Origin of the sequence: Phocaeicola faecium, from assembly GCF_014837055.1 — a bacterium.
GTDB classification, from domain to species: Bacteria; Bacteroidota; Bacteroidia; order Bacteroidales; family Bacteroidaceae; genus Phocaeicola; species Phocaeicola gallinarum.
Genome location: NZ_JACSPQ010000006.1, coordinates 189,993 through 211,541, shown reverse-complemented (window position 1 = coordinate 211,541; position 21,549 = coordinate 189,993). Strand labels below are relative to the sequence as shown.

At 46.7% G+C, this 21,549-nt stretch carries 16 protein-coding genes and 1 pseudogene; 2 read left to right on the top strand and 15 right to left on the bottom strand.

Annotated features, from left to right (window positions below; translation table 11 throughout):
• Window positions 1–32 precede the first annotated feature (32 nt).
• The 9 genes and pseudogenes from H9626_RS08365 to dapB form a co-directional block, all read right to left on the bottom strand.
• Window positions 33–2,938: pseudogene (locus H9626_RS08365) on the bottom strand (glycosyl hydrolase 115 family protein).
• Window positions 2,939–3,184: 246 nt separating this feature from the next.
• Window positions 3,185–6,172 carry a protein translocase subunit SecDF gene (gene secDF, locus H9626_RS08360; protein ID WP_178256497.1) on the bottom strand — a complete coding sequence of 996 codons (2,988 nt, stop codon included), beginning with the start codon at window positions 6,170–6,172 and terminating at the stop codon, window positions 3,185–3,187.
• A gap of 373 nt (window positions 6,173–6,545) precedes the next feature.
• Entirely contained in the window at window positions 6,546–7,616 is a 1,071-nt protein-coding gene (locus tag H9626_RS08355; RefSeq protein WP_191710191.1) for an endonuclease/exonuclease/phosphatase family protein, read from the bottom strand.
• A gap of 3 nt (window positions 7,617–7,619) precedes the next feature.
• A complete protein-coding gene (locus tag H9626_RS08350) occupies window positions 7,620–8,510 on the bottom strand; it encodes a rhomboid family intramembrane serine protease (protein WP_178256523.1) in 891 nt (296 codons plus the stop codon).
• On the bottom strand, window positions 8,491–9,165 hold the full coding sequence (locus H9626_RS08345) for a rhomboid family intramembrane serine protease (protein WP_178256499.1): 675 nt from the start codon (window positions 9,163–9,165) through the stop codon (window positions 8,491–8,493). The genes H9626_RS08350 and H9626_RS08345 overlap by 20 nt, the downstream gene beginning before the upstream one ends.
• Before the next feature lie 72 nt (window positions 9,166–9,237).
• On the bottom strand, window positions 9,238–9,879 hold the full coding sequence (locus tag H9626_RS08340; RefSeq protein WP_178256500.1) for a WbqC family protein: 642 nt from the start codon (window positions 9,877–9,879) through the stop codon (window positions 9,238–9,240).
• Between the two features lie 13 nt (window positions 9,880–9,892).
• Window positions 9,893–10,807, bottom strand: a complete 915-nt coding sequence (gene lepB / locus H9626_RS08335; RefSeq protein WP_346341912.1) for a signal peptidase I — start codon at window positions 10,805–10,807, stop codon at window positions 9,893–9,895.
• A 13-nt stretch (window positions 10,808–10,820) separates the two neighbouring features.
• Window positions 10,821–12,350, bottom strand: coding sequence for a signal peptidase I (gene lepB / locus H9626_RS08330; RefSeq protein ID WP_191710190.1), 1,530 nt, complete (start codon window positions 12,348–12,350; stop codon window positions 10,821–10,823).
• Between the two features lie 3 nt (window positions 12,351–12,353).
• Entirely contained in the window at window positions 12,354–13,109 is a 756-nt protein-coding gene (gene dapB, locus H9626_RS08325; protein WP_178256502.1) for a 4-hydroxy-tetrahydrodipicolinate reductase, read from the bottom strand.
• A gap of 84 nt (window positions 13,110–13,193) precedes the next feature.
• On the opposite strand from dapB, the gene H9626_RS08320 reads away from it, so the two are divergent.
• Both H9626_RS08320 and H9626_RS08315 read left to right on the top strand, forming a co-directional pair.
• Window positions 13,194–14,474 carry a DUF2851 family protein gene (locus H9626_RS08320; protein ID WP_191710189.1) on the top strand — a complete coding sequence of 427 codons (1,281 nt, stop codon included), beginning with the start codon at window positions 13,194–13,196 and terminating at the stop codon, window positions 14,472–14,474.
• A 60-nt stretch (window positions 14,475–14,534) separates the two neighbouring features.
• The gene (locus H9626_RS08315; protein ID WP_178256504.1) at window positions 14,535–15,797 is read left to right on the top strand and encodes a peptidase U32 family protein; all 1,263 of its coding nucleotides are present in this window, start codon (window positions 14,535–14,537) and stop codon (window positions 15,795–15,797) included.
• A gap of 284 nt (window positions 15,798–16,081) precedes the next feature.
• On the opposite strand, the gene bioD is transcribed toward H9626_RS08315, so the two are convergent.
• Genes bioD through bioB form a run of 6 tightly spaced genes read right to left on the bottom strand, consistent with a single transcriptional unit; the run spans window position 16,082 to window position 21,544 of the window.
• Complete coding sequence (gene bioD, locus H9626_RS08310; protein WP_191710188.1) at window positions 16,082–16,723, bottom strand: dethiobiotin synthase; 642 nt, start codon at window positions 16,721–16,723, stop codon at window positions 16,082–16,084.
• Complete coding sequence (gene bioC / locus H9626_RS08305; RefSeq protein ID WP_178256506.1) at window positions 16,720–17,478, bottom strand: malonyl-ACP O-methyltransferase BioC; 759 nt, start codon at window positions 17,476–17,478, stop codon at window positions 16,720–16,722. Before bioC ends, bioD begins: the two co-directional genes overlap by 4 nt.
• Window positions 17,463–18,134 carry a DUF452 family protein gene (locus H9626_RS08300; protein WP_191710187.1) on the bottom strand — a complete coding sequence of 224 codons (672 nt, stop codon included), beginning with the start codon at window positions 18,132–18,134 and terminating at the stop codon, window positions 17,463–17,465. Before H9626_RS08300 ends, bioC begins: the two co-directional genes overlap by 16 nt.
• Before the next feature lie 5 nt (window positions 18,135–18,139).
• The gene (locus H9626_RS08295; RefSeq protein ID WP_191710186.1) at window positions 18,140–19,288 is read right to left on the bottom strand and encodes an 8-amino-7-oxononanoate synthase; all 1,149 of its coding nucleotides are present in this window, start codon (window positions 19,286–19,288) and stop codon (window positions 18,140–18,142) included.
• The gene (gene bioA / locus H9626_RS08290) at window positions 19,285–20,589 is read right to left on the bottom strand and encodes an adenosylmethionine--8-amino-7-oxononanoate transaminase (protein ID WP_191710185.1); all 1,305 of its coding nucleotides are present in this window, start codon (window positions 20,587–20,589) and stop codon (window positions 19,285–19,287) included. Before bioA ends, H9626_RS08295 begins: the two co-directional genes overlap by 4 nt.
• On the bottom strand, window positions 20,579–21,544 hold the full coding sequence (gene bioB / locus H9626_RS08285; protein ID WP_191710184.1) for a biotin synthase BioB: 966 nt from the start codon (window positions 21,542–21,544) through the stop codon (window positions 20,579–20,581). Before bioB ends, bioA begins: the two co-directional genes overlap by 11 nt.
• Window positions 21,545–21,549 lie beyond the last annotated feature (5 nt).

The window sequence follows — 21,549 nt, the reverse complement described above, 5'->3', positions numbered from 1 at the left end:
GATTGCAGACCGATTTGTAATACCCATCAATATTACTCTACCCGCGTTACGTTCGGCCCTAAATACGAACGCTTCATACCACCAAAATCAATTACTATCTTCTGAATTATCATGCCGGGGTCGGCGCACAGCAGTTTAAACGTATGCTTACCGAGACGGCCAATATTTACGGTCATCACACTTACAGCACTATTACGGAAAACATTCAGCCTCCACTGGCTTGAATATTCTTTTGCCGAGGTTGTCAACCATTGTACCATACCATCGTCTACCATAATTCCGAAACGTGTGTCGTGTTTCGAATCAATCGGGAATACGGGCAACGCATAGACATATACCGTAGCCCTGCCTCCGTTAAAAGTATAAAAATCGTATTCGGCTCTCGGAGTTCGGTCGGTAAACCACATTTCCTGTACTGCCTGTGTAGCTTCACCTAACTGTACGCAAGTATTTTCATATCCTAAGCCCTTTACGGTACGAATCTTGATTTCGTTAGGCTCTTTCTTCCGATGGAAGGCTCCGGCATTTATTGATATGCATCCGTTATCTTCCACATAAAGTCCTTTCAACTCTTCGCGTGTGGGAGACTGTGGATTAAAGACCGGCAAATAAACTTTCTCAATCTTATCTCCTGAGGTTATTTCAATTTCTCCGGTTATACGCTCTCCTTTCGGGACGTTCTGCCAATCGACAGACACACCGATACGCTCCTGCAAGGCTGTTTGTCCGGAATGTTTGTTCAACTTTATCCATGAGGCTTTCGGCGTTGCCTTCCATACAAAAGACTGGCTCCCCCTGTTATATAACTCGATAAACAAATCTTTGTTTATGTATGGGTTTACCGTGGGGAGTACATTGACACTCGATACTCCTACCGTACAGTCTTGTCCCGGAATGAATACTTGCATATCCGCATCTTGGGCAGCTGCACACGTATCTACGGGCGGCATTTTTTGATACTCTCCCATCCATCCGGGCGAAACTGCCATCATGTGATTCCATTTACCATCCAGCAAAGAGTTATACCGGTCAGTATAATACGTCAGGCTATCGTGATAGATTTTGGCTTGCTCGGCACACTCATTTGTAGCTGCACGCCGCTGCCGGGCGTACCAACGGCTTTTTTGTGCCGTAAGCATTTTCTTATTCATCAAATCGGCCCCTTTCACCGGATAATAAACCAGTTCATAAAAAGCAGCCTGATAAGCTTCGGGCAGTGCGTGTAACATCTTTTGAGCTTTGGCAGCAATCCGGTCATACTCTTTCATACGGCTCTCTGCCTCGTTGTAATTGACGAACGAAAAATCCGTATCAACCACTCGCTCTCGGTCGCGATAATTATTCCACACATATCCCCATCCCATTGCTTCGGGCTTATGCTGGAATCCCAATAAATAATAAGTGTCAATTATATCTTTTAAATCGTTCCGATATTGTTCGCCGAAGATAGAGGTCAGATAGTCTGTATTAAACTCATAAGCCGTATCCATATTAAACCGATTTACATCCCAAGCCATATCCATGAAGAACTTCATACCCAGTTCACCCGGTTTAATATCGCCCACATTCAACAACCAGTAACGCTTAGCTCCCGTATCATACGCTTTGCGCATTTCTTCATAAATCAAAGTAGGAGGCGTAGTGTTCAGCCACAAATAATCATGAGGTTCTCCACAATACGAAATATGATAATATACCCCTGCTTCTCCTTTACGCTTCTGCTCCTCTTTGTTGCTCAACCGCTTCATGTATCCCCAATTATCATCAGGCCAAACCAGTGTTACGTATTCAGGCACTTTCAACCCTCGTTCGTAGATATCCATCACTTCTTTATAAGGAACGAACAGTTGCGGAATCGAATCAATATTTTCGGGAATATGTTTCGACAATATCTCCCGCTGGTCTTTTATAACTTCTTCTACTACGCTGACTTCCTTATCTTTAGGAACTCCAACCAATCCGGCATCATGAATACCCCGCATCGCTAATGTATAGAAGTTCTCATACTTCCCGTTTTCAGCAATCCGCTTGTCAAGCTGTTTGTTGATTCCCGCTTTGTTTGTCATGTAATTCCATTCGCCCATTGTTTCCTTATGCCATTCTGAAACGTTATTAAAGAGCAAAGGCTCGCAATGGGAAGAGGTCATAACAATCGCGTAACTGTCTGCCACGATTTTATTTTCAGGATATTTGTTAAACGCTCCCGACCCCGGATGCATTGCCGGAGCCAGCATATTCGCCTTCATACGTAACAACAATTCGCAGATTTTGGCATACGTTTTAGGACCGATGTCTCCCAATTCCCGATCGAATGTTTTCGCAGCCCACGGGGTAATTCCCCAACCTTCATCGTTTATAAATATCCCCCTATATTTTACACTCGGTGCTTTCGACACATACCGTAAGGCTCGTACGTATAGAGCCTTTTGCTGCATTACCGGAACATCTGCCCACCAATATAAGGGAGACACTCCAATCGCCTCGGACAAGGCGAACGTCCCATAGGCTGTTCCGCGACGGTCGCACCCGGCAATCACTAAGGCACGAGACACATCTTTTGCCGGATTATCTACAGTCTGAATCAAGTATTGTTCCCAACCATTCCGAATCGTTGCGATGTCCAGCTTGCCCTGCTCCACCAATTCATCAATAAAACGATTATGCCCCAGCGTACCAATGACCATGACCGCTTTGCCTTCAGGAGTTCTTTTTGAGTCAACCCTATTCCGGTGTCCAGTCACTTGCTCCACATCTTCGGCAAAGAGCGAAGACACTTTTTTACGACTTCGAAATCGGACGAATCAATATAAATATCACACGCCTTTCCTCCCACACATAAAGGGAAATCGGACGAATCTTGTTCCCGGTCGTTCACTCGTATTTGAGCGCACACGGATATGCCACAGAGAAGGAACAATACAACAAACAGTTTTTTCATGATAATATAGAATTAAGTTACGTTTTTACTTATGCCTACATTACAAATGTACAAAACCCCATAAAGAAAAAAGATTCGAATATCTTCAGAAAACAGCACGATTGTTGCACACCCTCTATAAAAGCAACAGAAAGTAACCGATATCAAGTACAAAAAAGTCTCAAGGCAGGAAAGAAAGGTCCTCTCCTGCCTTGAGACAAATAATATATACAAACTTGGGGATTGATTAAAACAACCCCGCGTTTATCATGCTTTCTGAACTTCTGTTTCTTCGGAAGCAGCTTTCGGAAGTTTGTTTCCCAACATGAGGTAAGCTACCGGAGCAGCCACAAACAAAGAAGAGAACGTACCGATTACTACACCAAGAATCATCGCGAATGAGAAGCTGCGGATGCTGTCGCCACCCAATAGGATAATAATAAGCAATACGATCAACGTACTCTGACCTGTATTCAACGTACGAGCCAATGTGGTATTCAGTGCATCGTTAAACAGTTTCGTGTGTTCACGGGTAGGATACAGATGGTTAAACTCACGCACACGGTCGAAGATTACCACCTTATCGTTGATTGAGTAACCGATAATCGTCAATACGGCACCGATAAATGTCTGGTCTACATCCAAAGAGAATGGCATGATGCCATAGAACAGTGAATAAGCACCAATCACCAGCACTGCGTCGACCGCCAATGCCACCGTTGCACCGATACTGTAAGCGATGTTATTAAACCGGATCAGGATGTATAAGCCGATGGCAATCAATGCAAACACAACAGCCCAAACAGCAGATGCTTTCATATCATCGGCAACACTCGGACCTACTTTCTGTGAACTGATAATCGAACATCCGTTCTGGTTATCGCGGTCAATGAACTGCTCAAGCGTAATACCTTCAGGAACCAAATTGCCCTCTTTCAGTACGGAATAAAGCAACGCTTCGATTTCGGTATCTACCTTCGGGTCTTCTTCTTCGATACGGTAGTTAGTCATCACACGGATTCTCTTTCCGTCTGTACCCAAAGCAATAGCCTGCACGTTTGCATCACCTACCTTTGCATCAAGCAGGTCGCGAACGGTTTCGGGCTGAACTACCTTATCAAACTGTACCACGAAGTTACGTCCACCCGTAAAGTCAATACTTTGTGACAAGCCACGGGTAAAGAATGAAATCACACAAACCAGCAACAGAACACCCCAGATGGTAAACGAGCGTTTGATGGTTCCCATAAAGTTATAGTGTACATTCTGGAACAGGTTCTTAGAAACACTCGTAGAGAATGTAAGATGCTGCCATTTTTCTTTCTTCATGTAATGTTCATAAACCAAACGGGTCATGAATACAGCTGTAAAGAATGAGCAGAGGATACCGATAATCAAGGTCGTGGCGAAACCACGGATAGGACCGGTTCCGAAGTAAAACAGGATGACACCTGTGATAATAGAAGTCAAGTTAGAGTCGAAGATGGCAGAGAACGCACCCGAATAACCGGCGGCAATCGCCTCTTTCATATTCTTTCCGGATTTCAGTTCTTCTTTCGTACGCTCATAAATCAACACGTTCGCATCGACCGCCATAGCCAGAGAAAGCACCATACCGGCAATACCAGACAAAGTCAAAGCAGCTTGGAACGAGGTCAGGATTCCCAACGTAAAGAAGAAGTTGAAAATCAGCGCACCGTTGGCAACCATACCCGGAATGAAACCGTACATAACACAAAGGTAAGCCATCAATGCTATCAATGCTACGATAAACGAGATAAGACCCTGATTGATAGACTGCTGTCCCAGTGACGGACCGACGATGTCTTCTTGAACAATACGCGCAGGAGCCGGCATCTTACCTGAACGAAGCACATTCGCCAAGTCTTTGGTTTCTTCTACGGTAAAGTTTCCAGAGATTTCAGAGTTACCGCCCGTAATTTCAGAATTTACGTTCGGAGCCGTATAAATATAGCCATCCAATGCGATAGCAATCTGATGACCGATGTTGTTCTTCGTCAATGTAGCCCAGCGGCGAGCGCCTTCGGTGTTCATTTGCATGGTCACACAAGGCTTGTTGAACTGGTCGTACGAGCTTTGCGCATCGGTTACTACGTCGCCTTCCAGCGGAGCGCGTCCGTTGCGGGCAGTAGACTTAATGGCATACAGTTCGAACATGTGTCCTGTCTTGTCCAAGCTCGAAGCCTTAACGCCCCACATCAATTTCAAATCGCGCGGCAACATTTTCTTAACTTCGGGCATGGCAAGAATACGGTTTACGGCAGCCGTATCACGATAATCAGCATATCCTACCGTAGAACCCATACCGCTTTGGTTCAATGCAAAGATTGAAGTAAAAGGATAGTTTTTAGCGTCGCTTGCCGTATTTTGTCCGGCTTCGGCAGTTTCGCCTTTCAGGGCTGCGGTCAGACTGTCTTTCGCAGAAACAGCCGATGCTTCTGCCACTTCTTCTTTCACAGCCGTTGTATCAGCATCTGCCAGCAGCGTACGCACTTTCCCGTCGATTGACATCAATATCGGCAGAACGTCTTTAGCCTCGTATGTTTCCCAAAATTCCAAGTTTGCAGAACCTTGCAACAATTTTCTCACACGTTCAGGCTCTTTGATACCCGGCAATTCCACCATGATACGTCCCATGCTTCCTTCCAAAGTCTGGATATTGGGCTGTACCACACCGAAACGGTCGATACGTGTACGCAACACATTATAAGAATTGGCTACGGCAGCTTTAACTTCTTCACGCAATACTCTTTCCACTTCGGCATCGGTACTGCGCGTATTTACTTTGTCTTTCAACTGCTGAGTGGCAAAAAGTTCAGCCAATTTTCCATTCGGGACTAATTTCTTATACTCTCTTACGAAAAGAGTAATGAAATCTTCTTGACTTGTTACTTGCTGTTTTGCAGCTTCAGACACTGCTTTGTTAAACGCCTCATCCGGCTTGTTGTCTGCCAGCGCTTTCACTACATCAGGTACTGAAACTTCCAAGATGACATTCATACCACCCTTCAAGTCAAGTCCCAACCCAATTTCCATCTCACGACACTGCTTCAGCGAATATGCACCGAGCCATATTTTCTTGCCTTGTATCGAATCAAGATAATGCTCAACACCTTGCGGGTCTTTCTCCGCCTTACTCATGTGGTAGCGGGTAACGAAAGAAAACGAAAGGTAAAAAAGGCAAGCAACGGTCAGTAATAACGCAAAAAGCTTTACAAATCCTTTGTTTTGCATGTTACTTTAATTTATTATTTTTAATTTTCTGATTATATGCTTTTATTCAAGGTTGCAAATATAGTTTTTTTTTCATTCACAAAAGGAAAGGTTTCTGAATATTTAGACTTTAGAGGGCAAAAATCATGCTATCGGACCGATAAAATGGTCTATAATTATAAGAAACTGTTTAAATTTTGTAGCATAATAGCCGAAACGCGGAAGAAATACAACAACGATTTGTGGCGTAAAACGCTACCGTTAGCGTAAGGTATTTCATGCGGATGCGTCGACCCTTTCTACCCATAGCGTAAGGCAACGCTACGAATAGAATTTTTTCAGGCCCTGAAAGGAGGTACGGTGTTTCTAAGAATGGCTTATAACTGCAACATATTCAACGCTTTTCCAACATACACCATACGGGATAATGGTCGGACGCACGAATGGAGCGGTCTACCCTGCAATCTAACACCCGAAAAGCGTCGCTCGTCAAGATGTGGTCGATACGGAAATAAAAATAATTCCGGTTGTATGAGAAACCCGGACCGCAACCTGCTTCTACATAGGCATCTTTCAGTCCTTTGCTTATCACCCGATGGGCATAGGATATAGGAGAATCATTAAAATCACCGCAAACCACCATGTAATGGCTGCGGTTGTTTTTTATAACCTGAGCTACCGAATCGGCCTGCACCGCACGGACAGCTACGGCTTCGGCGTATTTTCGCAACAAATAACGCCCGCTGGTGGTTAATTGTTGCTCGCTCGGCGATTTCAGCAGTTCTTTGTACTTTTTCCTATCTTCCGACGACAATTTGTTCGATTCCAAATGATTGCACACCACGGCAAGCGTGTCGTCTTGCATCTTCAGCCTGAATAAAGCACTGCAATTATAAGCACTCGGGAAGCGAATCAACTCCGATTCAAGGATAGGATATTTAGACAGACATGCCACGCCTAATCCTTTCGCAATGGAATAAGACTTGATATACGGATATACCGAAACCAATTCTTTATGTATCTTTTTATCGTTTACAGGATATTCTTGAAGGCACACGATGTCGGCTCCACAGCCTTTCAGATAATTCAGTACGGGATTTGTTTTGCTCCCGTTTTCATCTGTTTCGGTTTTCATGCCCCATGTATTATAGGTGAGAAGTTTTATCGGAGTCTCCGTTTCGGGCTCACGGGCAATGTTTACAGGTATGTAGTTTCTGACGGCTCCCCAGCCTGCCACAAAAACAAGCAGCGGCAGCCATACGTAGTTACGCTTCCATAACAGCCAAACAAGGAAGAAAAGGAAATTCAAGGACAGGAAAACAGGAAACAATAACCCCGTACATGCCCACAGCGGATGCGATACGGGAGAAAGGTAAGGGCTGTAAGCGCATATCAGAAAACCTACTCCTACCCCCGCATTGACAAGAAACAATAAAAAACGTAACGTGCAGCCTATCACATTCATTGCCTACTGCTTTTTACTGGCATCGAAGAGTCGTTTTTTTTCTTCCTCGGTCAAACTTCCATATCCCGACTTACGCAGTTTATCCAAAATACGGTCGACTTCTTCTGCCCGCTCTTTTTTACGGGCATTAAAATCATAATCTTTTTGCTTGTCGCCATAATGTACTTTCATCTTGGGCTTGCGGGATGAGAATTTCACGTTGCCCGACAAGAAGTCCAACACCCGGTTTATCCATTTCGTTACATCATGTCCGCTTGACAGGCTTGCTGCAAACCACCATCCTGCCAATGCTCCCCCCAAATGAGCGATGTGTCCGCCTGCATTTCCGGAAGGCATGAACAGCAAATCGAGTACCACCATGAATAATGCCACATACTTCAGTTTTACCGTTCCTATAAACATAAATTGCACCGGATAGTTAGGCTCACGTACGGCAGTGGCAATCACTATCGCCAAGATAGAGGCGGAAGCTCCCACCAACATCGAACGCTCAACAAACGGGGCAAAGTAAGGGAACACATTATATGCCAGAATATAGAGCAAGCCGCCGCAAATTCCGCCCAGAACGTAAAGTCCGCGCAGGTGTTTTGCCGAAAAAAAGTTCAAGAACAAACGTCCGAACCAATACAGCCACAGCATATTGAAAAGAATATGCAGGATGCCGCCGTGCATGAACATGTAAGTGAAAAGCGACCACGGCTGGAGGATAAAACGTTCGGGCGAAGCCGTGAGTGCGAAATAGCTTTCCCACTCTCGCGCACCGGCATTAAAGAGAAGCAACCCTACATTGACGATTGCCATTACAAGAAAAACCGCCACATTGATATAAAGTAACTGGGTGACAATATCGCCCCGGCGGAAATTTTCTTTCAAATCAGTAATAAATCTGCCCACCGCCATTTTTCTTCCTCCAATATATAATGAATATCAGTCCGAACAACATGCCTCCCAAATGGGCGAAATGAGCTACGCCATCGCCTCCTGTGATACCCAGAACCAGCTCAAGCGCCGCGTAACCGATAACAAAGTATTTGGCTTTTATCGGGACGGGTATCGGGAAAACAAACATCTGACTATTGGGAAACAACATACCGAAAGCCAGCAGAATGCCATACACGGCTCCCGACGCACCGACGGTAGTCAGTTCGTTTAAGAATACACTCATCGGAATGATATCGAGACCGGTGTTTACGCTCTCATAATTCGACCATACCATCGTATATTCGATGAATTGCACCAGCTCTTGTATCACACCTGCTCCGATTCCGCAAACCAAGTAGTAAGTAAGAAAACGTTTCGGTCCCCATACCTGCTCCAGTACGCGCCCGAACATCCATACCGCAAACATATTAAAGAATATGTGCGAGAAGTTGGCGTGCATAAACATATAAGTGAAGAACTGCGCCAGATTAAAGTCGGATGCTAAAAAGAAGTGGAGTCCCAACATATTCTCCACATCTATCCCATATCGCCGTGCCACTATTGTGCCTAAAAAACACAACAGGTTAATAATAAGTAAGTTTTTGGTTACGGTTGGTAAATTATTCATATTTTCTATCGTTGATAATCAGTCGCAAAGGTACAATATTAAAATGAAGAACGCAGAACGAAGGAGAAAGAATTAACAATTATATGAAGAATGGAGTACGATAAGACTTTCCGGCCCCATATTGAACAGTAAATCAGCAATGCTCAAATTGGGGATAAAACCTTGTTTCTGGTCAAACACCTGATAATAAACCGCCGGAACAAAATCGGGATCTGTTTCGGCATACGGATGTTTGGGATGAATACGTTCTCTGAAATCGTCCATTCCCTCCGGAGCGGTCAGGTAATCGGAAGTTGGAACAAGACGGGGCTGCATGTCTATCTGTTCGCACACCCATTGACACAGTTCCATGTTGAAATCGAACAGAAACGTATATTTCCGTTCGAAGAATCCCCGAAACTCATCGGCATAATAATCGAAGAAAGGACTATGCTTATATCCTGCTACAAAAGCATTCCAATGTACATGCCGCCAATTCCCGTGGTCGGAAATCCGGATATCTTTCATCAAACACTTCCCTTCGTCGCTCTTTTCCGTAGGAATCGTCAATGCCAAAGCTCCACCTGCCGATGCTATGACACAACGGTTACGGAAGGTTTGTTTCATATAATGGTCGTAACGCTCAATATATGCCGTATCGTAAGCGAGCAGTTTTGTATAATATTCTATCGGAGCTAAATATGCAGAACTTAATATTACTTGTTTACCATTCATCTTTTACTTGTATTTATTGCACACGCCGAAAGAAGCGTCCTTTGCGTGAGGTCAGCCAAATGCGCCATGCCTTACCAATCACATGGTCTTCGGGCACGAAACCAAAAAGGCGTGAATCCTGTAAGTTCACCGGGTCGTTCGAAGCTACCCAATAATAATTTTTACTGAACGTATAAGCAGACACCGGCTTACCTTCTACCCAAAGTGTATCACGACGGACTTCTGCCTGCCGATGTTCGTGATTAATTATGATATTACAAAGCAGCGTTACATTCCACGGATAAACTTTTACCGGCACATTCTTACGAGGCACGATAAACGGGTGGACTTCCTGTTCGTTTTTCTCGTCCAGCCGGGCTATCTTCACCTTCCCTTCTAACTTCTGACGGATAAGGTAATATTCATAATGGCTGAAGCTGCGGATGTATTTCCCTTCGGGAGTATATCCGGCAAGTACATTTCCGGTTATCCCTAACGAATCAAGCACAGCCAATACCGTATCTTCTGCCGCTGAAGGATAAACATACAGCGCTTTACTATCCGGACTCAATACCTCGCTTTTCACGTCCATCAGTTCACGGTTCAGCATCAGTGTATCACCCGATACACCGATACATCGGCTTATAAACAGTTTTCTCTGCTCGATGCGTATCGTTTTATCTGTAGGATTGGGGTTATTGAACAGAATGATATCTCCCCGCTTTACCGGAGATTCCGCCAACCGATGGTATCCGAAAACAGACGGAAAAGGCATACGCAGACCGTAGCTCCATTTATTCACCAATACTCCTTCGCCTTCGTATAAGCTGTTTTCCATACCCGAAGAAGGAATTACGCAAGAAGTGATAAGGAACATTCTAACCAGCAATACCGCGACAATCGCCCCGCCTATTGCTTTCAGCCATACCGTCCAGCGTCTGTTTTCCACCGGTTAACAATCATTATTTTATCGAATCCACGAATCGGAACAAACGGTCCCAACGAATCTTGCCGTCCAACCATCCATGGTCTTGGTCGAGCGACAGCCAGATAAAGATGGGCTTACCTACAATATGGTCTTCGGGCACAAATCCCCAAAAACGAGAGTCGGCAGAGTTATGCCGATTGTCGCCCATCATCCAGTAATAGTCCATCTTAAAGGTGTATTTCGTTGTTTCTTTGCCGTTAATGTAAATCTTTCCGTCTTTTACAGCCAACGTATTTCCTTCATAATTACGGATAGGACGTTCATAAACAGGCAAGTTATCTAATGTCAAATCAATGGTCTCCCCTTTCTTGGGTATCCATACCGGGCCGTAATTATCTACCGTCCAACCGGTTAATTTATTCATAGGATACAATCCGCCCATATTATCACTCGGAACATCTGTGATAGAGACTACAATGTCTTTCCGCGCAAGTAGTGCTTGCTTGGCACCCTCGGTAAGAGGCATACGTATCACACCATCCTGCGAAGGTGTTCCCGACAAATCATCGGCACTGATGTTAAATTCATCAATGATTTCTTCAGGTATTCCAATATAAGCCGTAATATCGGCCATCGTACGTCCCGGCTGCAAAGTATATCCGCTGCCTACGCTATTAACGCAGAATAAAGAAGTCCACAACTCGGCACGACAATGTTTGAATTTCACATCGTATCGATACTGTACGTTATCAGGTTCTTTATTAGGCCGACCGTCTAAATAAACAATCTTATCTTTAATCTGAAGTGTTTGTCCGGGCAGTCCGACGCAGCGTTTTACGTAGTTTTCCCTTCTGTCTACCGGACGAGACAGGATTTCCCCGAAATCTTCCGGATGTTCTTTTATATATTGTATACCGGTATGATAATAGAAATCATACGCCTGAAGCTGTTGCTCCGGTGACAATTTCGAAAGGTCTACAGGCTGAGAAATACTCTGACCAATGGGATATGCCAGTTGGTATAATCCTTCTGCTTGTGCTTTAGCTGCCACACTGTCGCCTGCCGGGAAATTGAATACCACAATATCGTTCAGCTTTACTTCACCCAGTCCTTCCACACGCTTATAGTCCCAATGCGGATAATCGAGATACGATTTGCAATTTAGGATTGGCAATGTATGTTGTGTCAACGGCATGTGAAGCGGTGTTTGCGGAATACGTGCTCCATAACTCATCTTGCTGACAAACAAGTAATCGCCCACCAGCAATGATTTTTCGAGCGAAGAAGATGGAATCACATAGTTTTGAAAGAAGTAAAGGTTGACAAAATAAACAGCCACCAATGCGAACACAATGGCGTCAACCCATCCCATAACAGTGAGCACTGTTTTATTTTTCGATTTCTTCCACCACGTCCACGGAATTTTTTTCGTGATATAAGCATCGAAGATAAACGGAACAACAATCAGCCCCAACCAGCTTTTCAACCAAAGTAGGAATAACAGGTAAAGCACCATTACGATGCTTAACTTTATCCACTGTTTACGCGAAGCTTCTATCTTCATATCTTAAAAATGAAATAAGTCATTCATCCCTAAAAAACCTGTGTGCGTAGCGGTGTATTCTGCTGCCAACACAGCTCCCAACGCAAATCCTTTCCGGTTTTTCGCATCGTGAGTAATCACTATCGAATCGGCTTCCGATTCGTATTTTATAGTATGGATTCCGGGGACTTCTCCGCGACGGATAGCACTCACCGGCAATTCGTTGGGAGCACACTGGGTTGTACCGCTCACCGTACCGTCGGGGGCAGTCAGCGTACCCATCACCCATTTGTCTTTTCGGTCGATATTCTCCAGAATTCCCTCGGCAAGTGTGATAGCCGTGCCGCTGGGAGCATCCAGTTTATGTACGTGGTGAGTTTCTACCATCGACACCTCGTAGTTCGGGAAATCGTTCATAATCTTTGCCAGATACTTGTTTACGGCAGAGAAAATGGCAACACCCAAGCTGAAGTTAGATGCCCAAAACAGCGTTTTCCCTTCCGTCTCACACAAACGGCGCATTTCATCGCCATGCTCGCCCATCCATCCGGTGCTGCCCGAAACCACTTTCACGCCCTGACGGAAAGCTTCCATGCAGTTACCGTATGCCACAGAGGGAGCCGTAAACTCGATTGCCACGTCTGCCGAACGGAATGCATCTGAGTCGAAGTCCTGACGGTTATTTATGTCAATCACACAAACAATCTCATGCCCGCGGGAAAGCGCAATCTGTTCGATTTCCTTCCCCATTTTTCCATATCCAATCAATGCTATTTTCATAATCTGTCGCTAAATTTAATCGCAAAGATAACGTTTTTCGCTATTAATCATTACTTTTGACAAACATTTACATCTTCATTAACAATGGAACAGCTCTTACATTATGCGTGGAAACATAAAATGTTCCCGCTTAATCCTCTTTATACTACCGACGGGCAGTTGGTGGAAATTATCGACCCGGGGTTGCCGAATCCGAATTCGGGACCGGATTTTTTCAATGCAAAAATCAAGCTGAACGGCATTCTATGGGTGGGAAACATTGAAATTCACGAACGGGCTTCAGACTGGCAACGCCATAATCACCAAACTGACAAGGCTTACGATTCGGTGATTCTGCATGTGGTGTCCTGCACCGACTCTCCTACTTTCCGTACAGACGGCAAACCGATACCGCAACTGGAGTTTCATTACCCGCCTCAGTTATCGGACAATTATAATGAGTTGCTTCAAACCACTCATTATCCGGCGTGTTACCGTCTGATACCTCACCTTCCACCGCTCATGGTCCACAGTTTTCTATCCAGCCTGCAAACCGAACGCTTCGAACAGAAGACCGAACAGATTTACCAACGGTTAAACATCTGTAACCAGAATTGGGAAGATGCTTTTTTCGTCACACTTGCCCGAAATTTCGGCTTCGGCGTAAACAATGATGCTTTCGAACTTTGGGCAAAAACCATACCTTTGCAAGCCGTGGGGAAACATCGCGACAGTTTGTTTCAGATAGAGGCTTTCTTTTTCGGACAAGCCGGATTACTCGAAGACCCGCCGAGGGATGAATATACAGCGCAACTCATCAAAGAATATCAATTTTTGAGCCACAAATTTAACCTGCACCTCACCGAAAGCTGCCGCTGGAAACTGCTACGTATGCGTCCGGGAAATTTTCCGCACGTCCGCATCGCCCAATTAGCTTGCCTGTACCACCGCTCGCAAGGATTATTTTCCCGATTAATGGAGATGCAAACGCTGAAAGAATTGCGGGATATGCTGAAAGGGGGTACTTCGATTTACTGGTTAACTCATTATGTGTTTGGCGAAACTTCGCCTTCGCGCCCTAAGACACTCAGCCAGTCATCCGTCGATTTAATCATTATCAATACGGTGATTCCGTTTCTGTATGCTTACGGAAAATATAAAGGAGACGAACGCCTGTATAACCGGGCTTCGGCTTTGTTGGAAGAATTGAAACCCGAAAATAATTACATCATCCGGCTATGGAAAGAATGTGGCTTGGAGGCTGCCCATGCAGGAGACAGTCAAGCGCTCATCCAACTGAAAAAGAATTACTGCGACCCGAAGAAATGTCTTTATTGCCGCATCGGATACGAGTATTTTAAAAGCAAAGTCCCACAAAACGGCTGATGAACAGAGTTGTTCTCGATAAACTTCACTAACTTTGCATCCGAAATCAACTTACTAACAATGAACTATTCAATAAAAGACTTTGAAATCATGGCTCCGGTCGGTTCGCGCGAGTCGTTGGCTGCCGCCATCCATGCCGGAGCAGACTCTATCTATTTCGGCATCGAGAGCCTGAACATGCGTGCCCGCTCGGCAAGCACATTTACTATCGACGATTTAAAAGAAATAGCCCAAACATGCGCCGAAAACGACGTAAAAAGCTATCTCACCATCAATACGATTATCTACGATGAAGACATTGAGCTGATGCGCAAGATTGTAGACGCAGCCAAAGAAGCGAATATCAGCGCAGTAATTGCTGCCGACGTAGCTGTAATGGCTTACTGCAACCAAGTGGGTCAGGAAGTGCATCTGTCTACGCAGCTGAACATCAGCAATGCCGAAGCACTGAAATTTTACGCACGCTTTGCCGACGTGGTGGTACTGGCGCGTGAGCTGAACCTGAAACAGGTTCGTGCCATCTACGACACCATCCAGCGTGAACAAATCAAAGGTCCGATGGGCGAGCCGGTACGCATCGAAATGTTCTGCCACGGAGCGTTGTGCATGGCAGTATCCGGCAAATGCTACCTCAGCCTCAACGAGCTGAACGCCTCTGCCAACCGGGGTGCCTGTATGCAGGTGTGCCGCCGTTCATACATTGTAAAAGATAAAGAGAGCGACATCGAATTAGAAGTGGATAACAAATACATCATGTCGCCCAAAGACCTGAAAACCATCCGTTTCATGGACGAGATGATTGAAGCAGGCGTTCGGGTGTTCAAGATAGAAGGACGCGCACGCGGGCCTGAGTACGTAAAAACCGTGGTAGAATGTTACAAAGAAGCCATCCGGTCGTATCTCGACGGAACTTTCACCGAAGAAAAGAAAGACAACTGGGATACGCGCCTGAAAACGGTATTCAACCGCGGATTCTGGAACGGCTATTATTTGGGGCAACGCCTCGGCGAGTGGAGCAAGAACTACGGTTCGGAAGCCACGGAACGCAAGGTATATGCCGGACGGGGCATCAAATATTTCTCAAACATCGGCGTAGCAGAATTTCTAATCGAAGCCACCGAAATCAAAGTAGGCGACAAACTGTTGATAACAGGTCCTACTACGGGTGCCATGTATGTAACATTAGAAGAAGCACGGGTAAACCTGAAGCCCGTAGATGTGGTAAAGAAAGGAGTGCACGTTTCCTTCAAAGTACCATCGCGTATTCGTCCCAGCGACAAGCTGTATCGGGTAGTACCTGCCGAGGAACTGAAACACAAATAAACCCAGCTTTTCTCTTTTCTTTTCCAACCGAATCTGACAACCGCCGGATTTCTACCGCAAGAGTTACCTTACGCAAGCCGTAATCTTACCTAACTTATGAGGCTATTTCAACGTAAATTGAAATAGCCTCATAATCCATTGATAAACAAACAGATAGATATCCGAAATTATTTACCCAAACACTACCGCTTGCGTTCTTATGTCTATGCGGATAAGTGACTCAATTCTATTCGGAGCGTTGGTCAACGCTCCGAATAGAATTTTTCAGCCCTTCCGCAAGCCATTTACAGGCAAGGAACACGCTCGAATTTTGTGTCCGGAAAATTCTTCTTCAGATAGATACGAATATAGTTTTCCGTATCGGTTTGGATAACTTTGTCTTCTTCCTGCGGATACAGATTGTACATTACTGCATCAAGGCGGATTCCGCGACGCTGTATCGCCTCAAGGCTGAGCAATGTGTGGTTGATACTGCCCAACCTGCCTGAAGTGACCAGTATCAGCGGGTAGTTTTTCCGGGCAACGTAGTCGATGGTAAGCAAATCGCGCGTCAGCGGAACCATCAGTCCGCCTGCCCCCTCCAGCAATACGGCATCGTATTGTGTCAATAACTCTTCGGAAGCACGCTCTATCTTCGCAAAGTCGATAGCCCGACGGTCTATCTCGGCAGCCAGATGCGGCGAACAAGGATAGGTAAAGATTTCGGGCATGGTAAGGTGTTGATAATCTGCCTCCAACAGTCCGGTTCCCATAATCCTGCGGTGAAGTTCGATGTCTTCCGAGATTTCCACATTCCCGGTCTGGATAAATTTCTGAGTAATGGTACGGATGCCCTGCCGGTTCCATTCCCGTGCCAGATACCCCGTAGCATAACTTTTGCCGATATTGGTATCGATACCACTTACAAAATAAACGGTCTTTTTCATGATGCAATCTTTTTAGCAATGATATAAATAGGATGATAAGTAAGCCGGACGTTGCGGTCGGGCAGACGATAGGCAGCCGAATAACGGTCGCAAAAATCGGTCAACATTCCTTTGGTCCACCGCTGCGAACCTACTCCCGTTACGCCCGTAGCCTGCAAATGTTTCAAAACATCTAATGGCGACGGGAAGGAAAGATGAATCAGCTCTTCGCTGACGTGCAGCAATTCATAGTGCGGGCGGAGGGTATCTTTCAGTTCCTCTAACGAACGATACTCCAATGCGTTTCCCGTGATGGAAGCCACTTCGCAGAGATTCTGCTTGCCAAATGTGCTGAACGAAAAGTAACCGTTGTCCGTCAGTAAGTCGGAACACCGGCGGAAAAACCGTTCAGGCGAATCAAACCATTGGACAGCAGAACAAGAAGCTATCAGTCCCTGATTCCCGGGAAAATCCATCTGTTCCGCATCACCGGCACAAAAGCGAATCCGCTCATTCAATACGTCGGTCAGGCGGTTTTCCATCTCCGGACAAATGTCATTCAGCCACAGGCGGGAAGGATGCGTACGATGAAGCAACATCCGTGTAAAGACTCCCGTACCGCATCCCACTTCCAACACGTTGCGGTAAGCCGAACGGGGTACGTAGCGCACGATAAGCCGCGTCATCTGTTCGGCAATCCGGCGCTGGGCATCCGCCCGTTCCGAATAAGTGGAAGCCGCACGAGCGAAACGTCTGCGAATCAGTCCTTTGTCCATATCGCCTCCTTTCCACCGATGCAAGCGGCAAAGAAATCATCGTCATAATGCTCCATATCGCGCATCCTGACGGTTGCCTTTCCCAGCCAATAGCGTTGCTGATTGCCGGGCAGGAATATCTTATCGTTACTCCCTACCACAGCCTCATCCCAGCCAAACGCCGACTCCTGCGACTGTCTCACCATCGTTTGTAAAACGGATAACTCCTCGTGTAAACTTTCTACGCTCCGGTAAGGCTCGTGTGCCAAGAAGCGTTTTACCTCGGCTGCCGTTCCGCACATCCGCCTACGAAATCGCACCAACGTAGACTCCGAGAAGTTATTCAGCGTTCCTGCAAATACAGCTTCCGGGATGCCCAAGTTATCGTCTATCGGCAACGGCGTACCGTTTACCGCGATTCGCCGCTCCCACGGAAAGTTTTTCCCGCCAAATACTTGCGATGCAGCCCATACGCCCATTGACCATGCCAGCAGGCGAATGGAACGATAACCAGCCAGCAGTGTGTAATCGAACGTAAGTGACCGATAATCGAAACACAGCAGGTAGTCATATCCTTCGGCAACGGAAAGATTAAACAAGTGTTCGTCTGCTCCCCATCCGGCAAAAAACAACAAAAGGTGAGGATTATTTTCTTTCTTCAAAAATCGTTGTTCCATCGTTTTTAACGCAAACAGGTTATCAATTCATTCAATTCGCTTTCGTCTATGTCCGCCCGTAACGAGAAACGCAAGCGAGAAGTGCCTTCGGGGACTGTGGGCGGGCGGACGGGCAACACATAGAAGCCTTTCCGCCTCAACGCCTCCGCCTTCAGAATGGCATCCGCACTATCGCCTACAACAAGCGGCACGATATGACTGCCGGAAACACACGGAATACCTTGTTCCGCCAATGCGTTCCGCAAACGCTGCCCCATCCTTGCAAGGTGCATACGCCGTTCTTTCCACAACGGCAAGCGTTCGAACATAAAACAAGTCCAAGCTACATTGACAGGCGGAAGCGCAGTGGTAAAGATAAACGTACGCATCCGATTCACCAAAAACTCGCGCAACTCTTTCCTGCAAACCACATAAGCTCCTACCGAAGCCATTGCCTTGCCGAATGTTCCGCATAAGAAATCAATGTCCGACACACAGTTCTGTTCTTCTGCTACACCTAAGCCTTTGTCTCCACGCACCCCGACGGCATGGGCTTCGTCTACATAAAGCATCACGTTAGGGTATGTTTTCTTGACTGCTACCAATCGGCGGAGGTCGGTCACATCGCCATCCATGCTGAAAATACTCTCTGTCACGATGATGATGCGCTCGTAAGCAGCATGGTGCTTGCTTACCAATGCTTCCAACTGTCCGTAATCCTGATGCCGGTAGCGGATATACTCTGCCGAAGCCAAGCGGATGCCATCAATCAGACTGGCGTGTACCAGCTTGTCGGCAAGTATCAGCGTATGGTTATCGCTCACAGCAGGCAGAATACCGGTATTCAGGTGATAGCCACTGCTGAACGTCAACGCACTTTCCGTCTGAAACAAGCGTGCCAACAAACTTTCCAATCGTTCGCATACCGGATAATTCCCCGTCAGCAGGCGTGAGGAGGAGGAAGAGAATAAGAAATCCGCTTCATCCAACTGTTCCATGAACCGACGGCGCAAGTCTTTATCGGCAGCCAACCCCAAATAATCGTTGGAAGAAAGATTCAGTAACTTTTTGCCTCCGGCTATTATCCATTTGCCGGAATGTTCCACTTCGGGAAGCGTACGCAGATTGCCTTTAGCCTGCAAACGACTTAGCTCTTGTTCGTATCTGTTCATCATCCGATAGGTTTCTGTTCTTTTATTTCACGTATAATCTTCAACAGCGCAGAAGTCAGCTTGGTAAGCTGACTTTCGGAGATAATAAAAGGCGGCATGATGTAAACCAACCTGCCGAACGGACGTACCCATACGCCTTCTTCCACAAACCTGCGCTGCATCCATTCCATGTCCACCTCCTTGCGAGTTTCTATAACTCCGATAGCTCCCAATACACGTACGTCTGCCACTTGGGGAAGCTCCGCAGCCGGAGCCAGTTCGTTTTTCAGTTGCGTTTCTATCCGCTTTACATTCGCTTCCCACCCCGACGACAAAAGCAGTTCCACCGAAGCCCTTGCCACGGCACACGCCAGCGGATTCCCCATGAAGGTAGGCCCGTGCATAAAGGCATTCGGATAATTGTCTGAGATACGGCAAGCTACTTCATCGGTGGTCAGTACCGCCGAAAAGGTCATGTATCCGCCGGTCAATGCCTTACCGATACACATTATATCCGGCTCTACTCCCGCATGTTCCCATGCAAACAACTTACCGGTTCGTCCGAATCCGGTGGCTATTTCATCGAATATCAGCAGCAAACCGTGTTCCCGGCACAGGCGGGCGGCTTCGCGCAAGTATTGGGGATGGTAGAAACGCATCCCGCCGGCACCCTGCACGATGGGTTCAAGGATAAGTCCGGCAAGCTCGCCTTCGTAAGTCTCTATGGTTTCTTTCAGCGGAAGAACGTCTTGTTCGTTCCACTCTCCCCCGAAACGGCTCTGAGGCGAAGGCACGAAATGACGTACCGGCAAGGCTGTACCGAACAGACTGTGCATTCCGGTGACGGGGTCACATACCGACATGGCATTCCATGTATCGCCGTGATAACCCGAGCGGATGGTTACAAAATTAGTACGCTTGGGACATCCTTTGGCGTACTGATACTGAACAGCCATCTTCAGAGCCACTTCGACTGCCACCGAACCGCTGTCGGCATAGAAGATTTTCCGCATAGAGGGCGGAACAATCCGGAGCAACAGTTTGCCCAGTTCGATGGCAGGGGCATGGGTCAACCCGCCAAACATGACGTGAGACATGCTTTTCAGTTGTTCTTCTATCGCATGATTCAGCACGGGGTGATTATAACCGTGTACGGCACACCACCATGACGACATGCCTTCGATGAGTTCCGTACCGTCATCGAGCGTGATGACGCAACCCTCCGCACGGCGCACTTTGTATGCAGGCAGCGGATGAGTGGCAGAAGTATAGGGATGCCACAGGTGTTCCCTGTCGAATGAATCGGTCATCTGTTCAAAGTTCATAGCCAGCTTGTTTTATTCGTATCACATCTTCTTCCACATTCGAGCCGAGCGTAGTCAGCAAATCGCCCACAATGGCAGCGTTCACCCCTACCCGCAGTGCGAGCCGGAGGGTTTCTTCATCCATCTGTGAACGCCCGCCGGCAAAGCGAAGGTAGGCATCCGGATTCACAAAGCGGAACATTGCCACCGTGCGAACAATCTCTTCGGAAGTCAGTGCGGGGGTATGTTCCAGCGGTGTGCCTGCTATGGGTTGCAGCAGGTTTATGGGAATGGATTTCACTTCCAGCTCACGCAGCATGAAAGCAAACTCCACGCGCTGTACGGCAGTCTCACCCATCCCGATGATTCCGCCGCAGCAAATATCCATTCCCGCCTCGCGTGCAGCCTTCAGGGTGGCCACTTTTTCCTCCTGAGTATGGGTCGTACAGAGCGTAGGGAAGAATGAAGGAGCGGTTTCCAGATTGCAGTGATAGCGTTCCACGCCTGCCCGGTGAAGCCGTTCCAACTGTTCTTTATCCGCCAAGCCCAACGAAGCGCACAGGCTTATCCCGGAATGTTCGCGCAGATGAGCGAAATGCCGGCACAGTACGTCTATTTCTTTTGCCGTGGGACGCCTGCCACTTGTAACCAGCGAGAAGCGGCGCACTCCCTGTTGCTCGTTATAACGGGCGTGGCGCAAACATTCTTCTACGGGTACGATACCGTAAGTTTCTGCATTCGTCCGGTAATGTCTTGACTGGGCACACCATTTGCAGTTCTCCGAACAATGCCCCGACTTGGCGTTAATGATGGAACATAGGTCGAATGTCCGTGATGCACAGCGTTCGGTTACCTCGTGCGCCGCATCGCACAGTTCCGTGAAAGGTGCGTCTGCTATCAGCCAGCGTGCCTCGTCAAGCGATATGCTGCCGCCTGCACAAACTTTATCTTTCAGCTCTTTCAAACGATTCTCCATAACTT

Excerpts from the sequence above, each read along its gene's own strand:
- H9626_RS08300 (WP_191710187.1), bottom strand. The coding sequence starts at position 18,134 with ATGGAACAACGATTTTTGAAGAAAGAAAATAATCCTCACCTTTTGTTG.
- lepB (WP_191710190.1), bottom strand. The coding sequence starts at position 12,350 with ATGAAGATAGAAGCTTCGCGTAAACAGTGGATAAAGTTAAGCATCGTA.
- H9626_RS08295 (WP_191710186.1), bottom strand. The coding sequence starts at position 19,288 with ATGATGAACAGATACGAACAAGAGCTAAGTCGTTTGCAGGCTAAAGGC.
- secDF (WP_178256497.1), bottom strand. The coding sequence starts at position 6,172 with ATGCAAAACAAAGGATTTGTAAAGCTTTTTGCGTTATTACTGACCGTT.
- H9626_RS08345 (WP_178256499.1), bottom strand. The coding sequence starts at position 9,165 with ATGAATAATTTACCAACCGTAACCAAAAACTTACTTATTATTAACCTG.
- bioC (WP_178256506.1), bottom strand. The coding sequence starts at position 17,478 with ATGGACAAAGGACTGATTCGCAGACGTTTCGCTCGTGCGGCTTCCACT.
- H9626_RS08315 (WP_178256504.1), top strand. The coding sequence starts at position 14,535 with ATGAACTATTCAATAAAAGACTTTGAAATCATGGCTCCGGTCGGTTCG.
- H9626_RS08320 (WP_191710189.1), top strand. The coding sequence starts at position 13,194 with ATGGAACAGCTCTTACATTATGCGTGGAAACATAAAATGTTCCCGCTT.
- H9626_RS08340 (WP_178256500.1), bottom strand. The coding sequence starts at position 9,879 with ATGAATGGTAAACAAGTAATATTAAGTTCTGCATATTTAGCTCCGATA.
- bioA (WP_191710185.1), bottom strand. The coding sequence starts at position 20,589 with ATGAACTTTGAACAGATGACCGATTCATTCGACAGGGAACACCTGTGG.
- bioD (WP_191710188.1), bottom strand. The coding sequence starts at position 16,723 with ATGAAAAAGACCGTTTATTTTGTAAGTGGTATCGATACCAATATCGGC.
- H9626_RS08355 (WP_191710191.1), bottom strand. The coding sequence starts at position 7,616 with ATGAATGTGATAGGCTGCACGTTACGTTTTTTATTGTTTCTTGTCAAT.
- bioB (WP_191710184.1), bottom strand. The coding sequence starts at position 21,544 with ATGGAGAATCGTTTGAAAGAGCTGAAAGATAAAGTTTGTGCAGGCGGC.
- dapB (WP_178256502.1), bottom strand. The coding sequence starts at position 13,109 with ATGAAAATAGCATTGATTGGATATGGAAAAATGGGGAAGGAAATCGAA.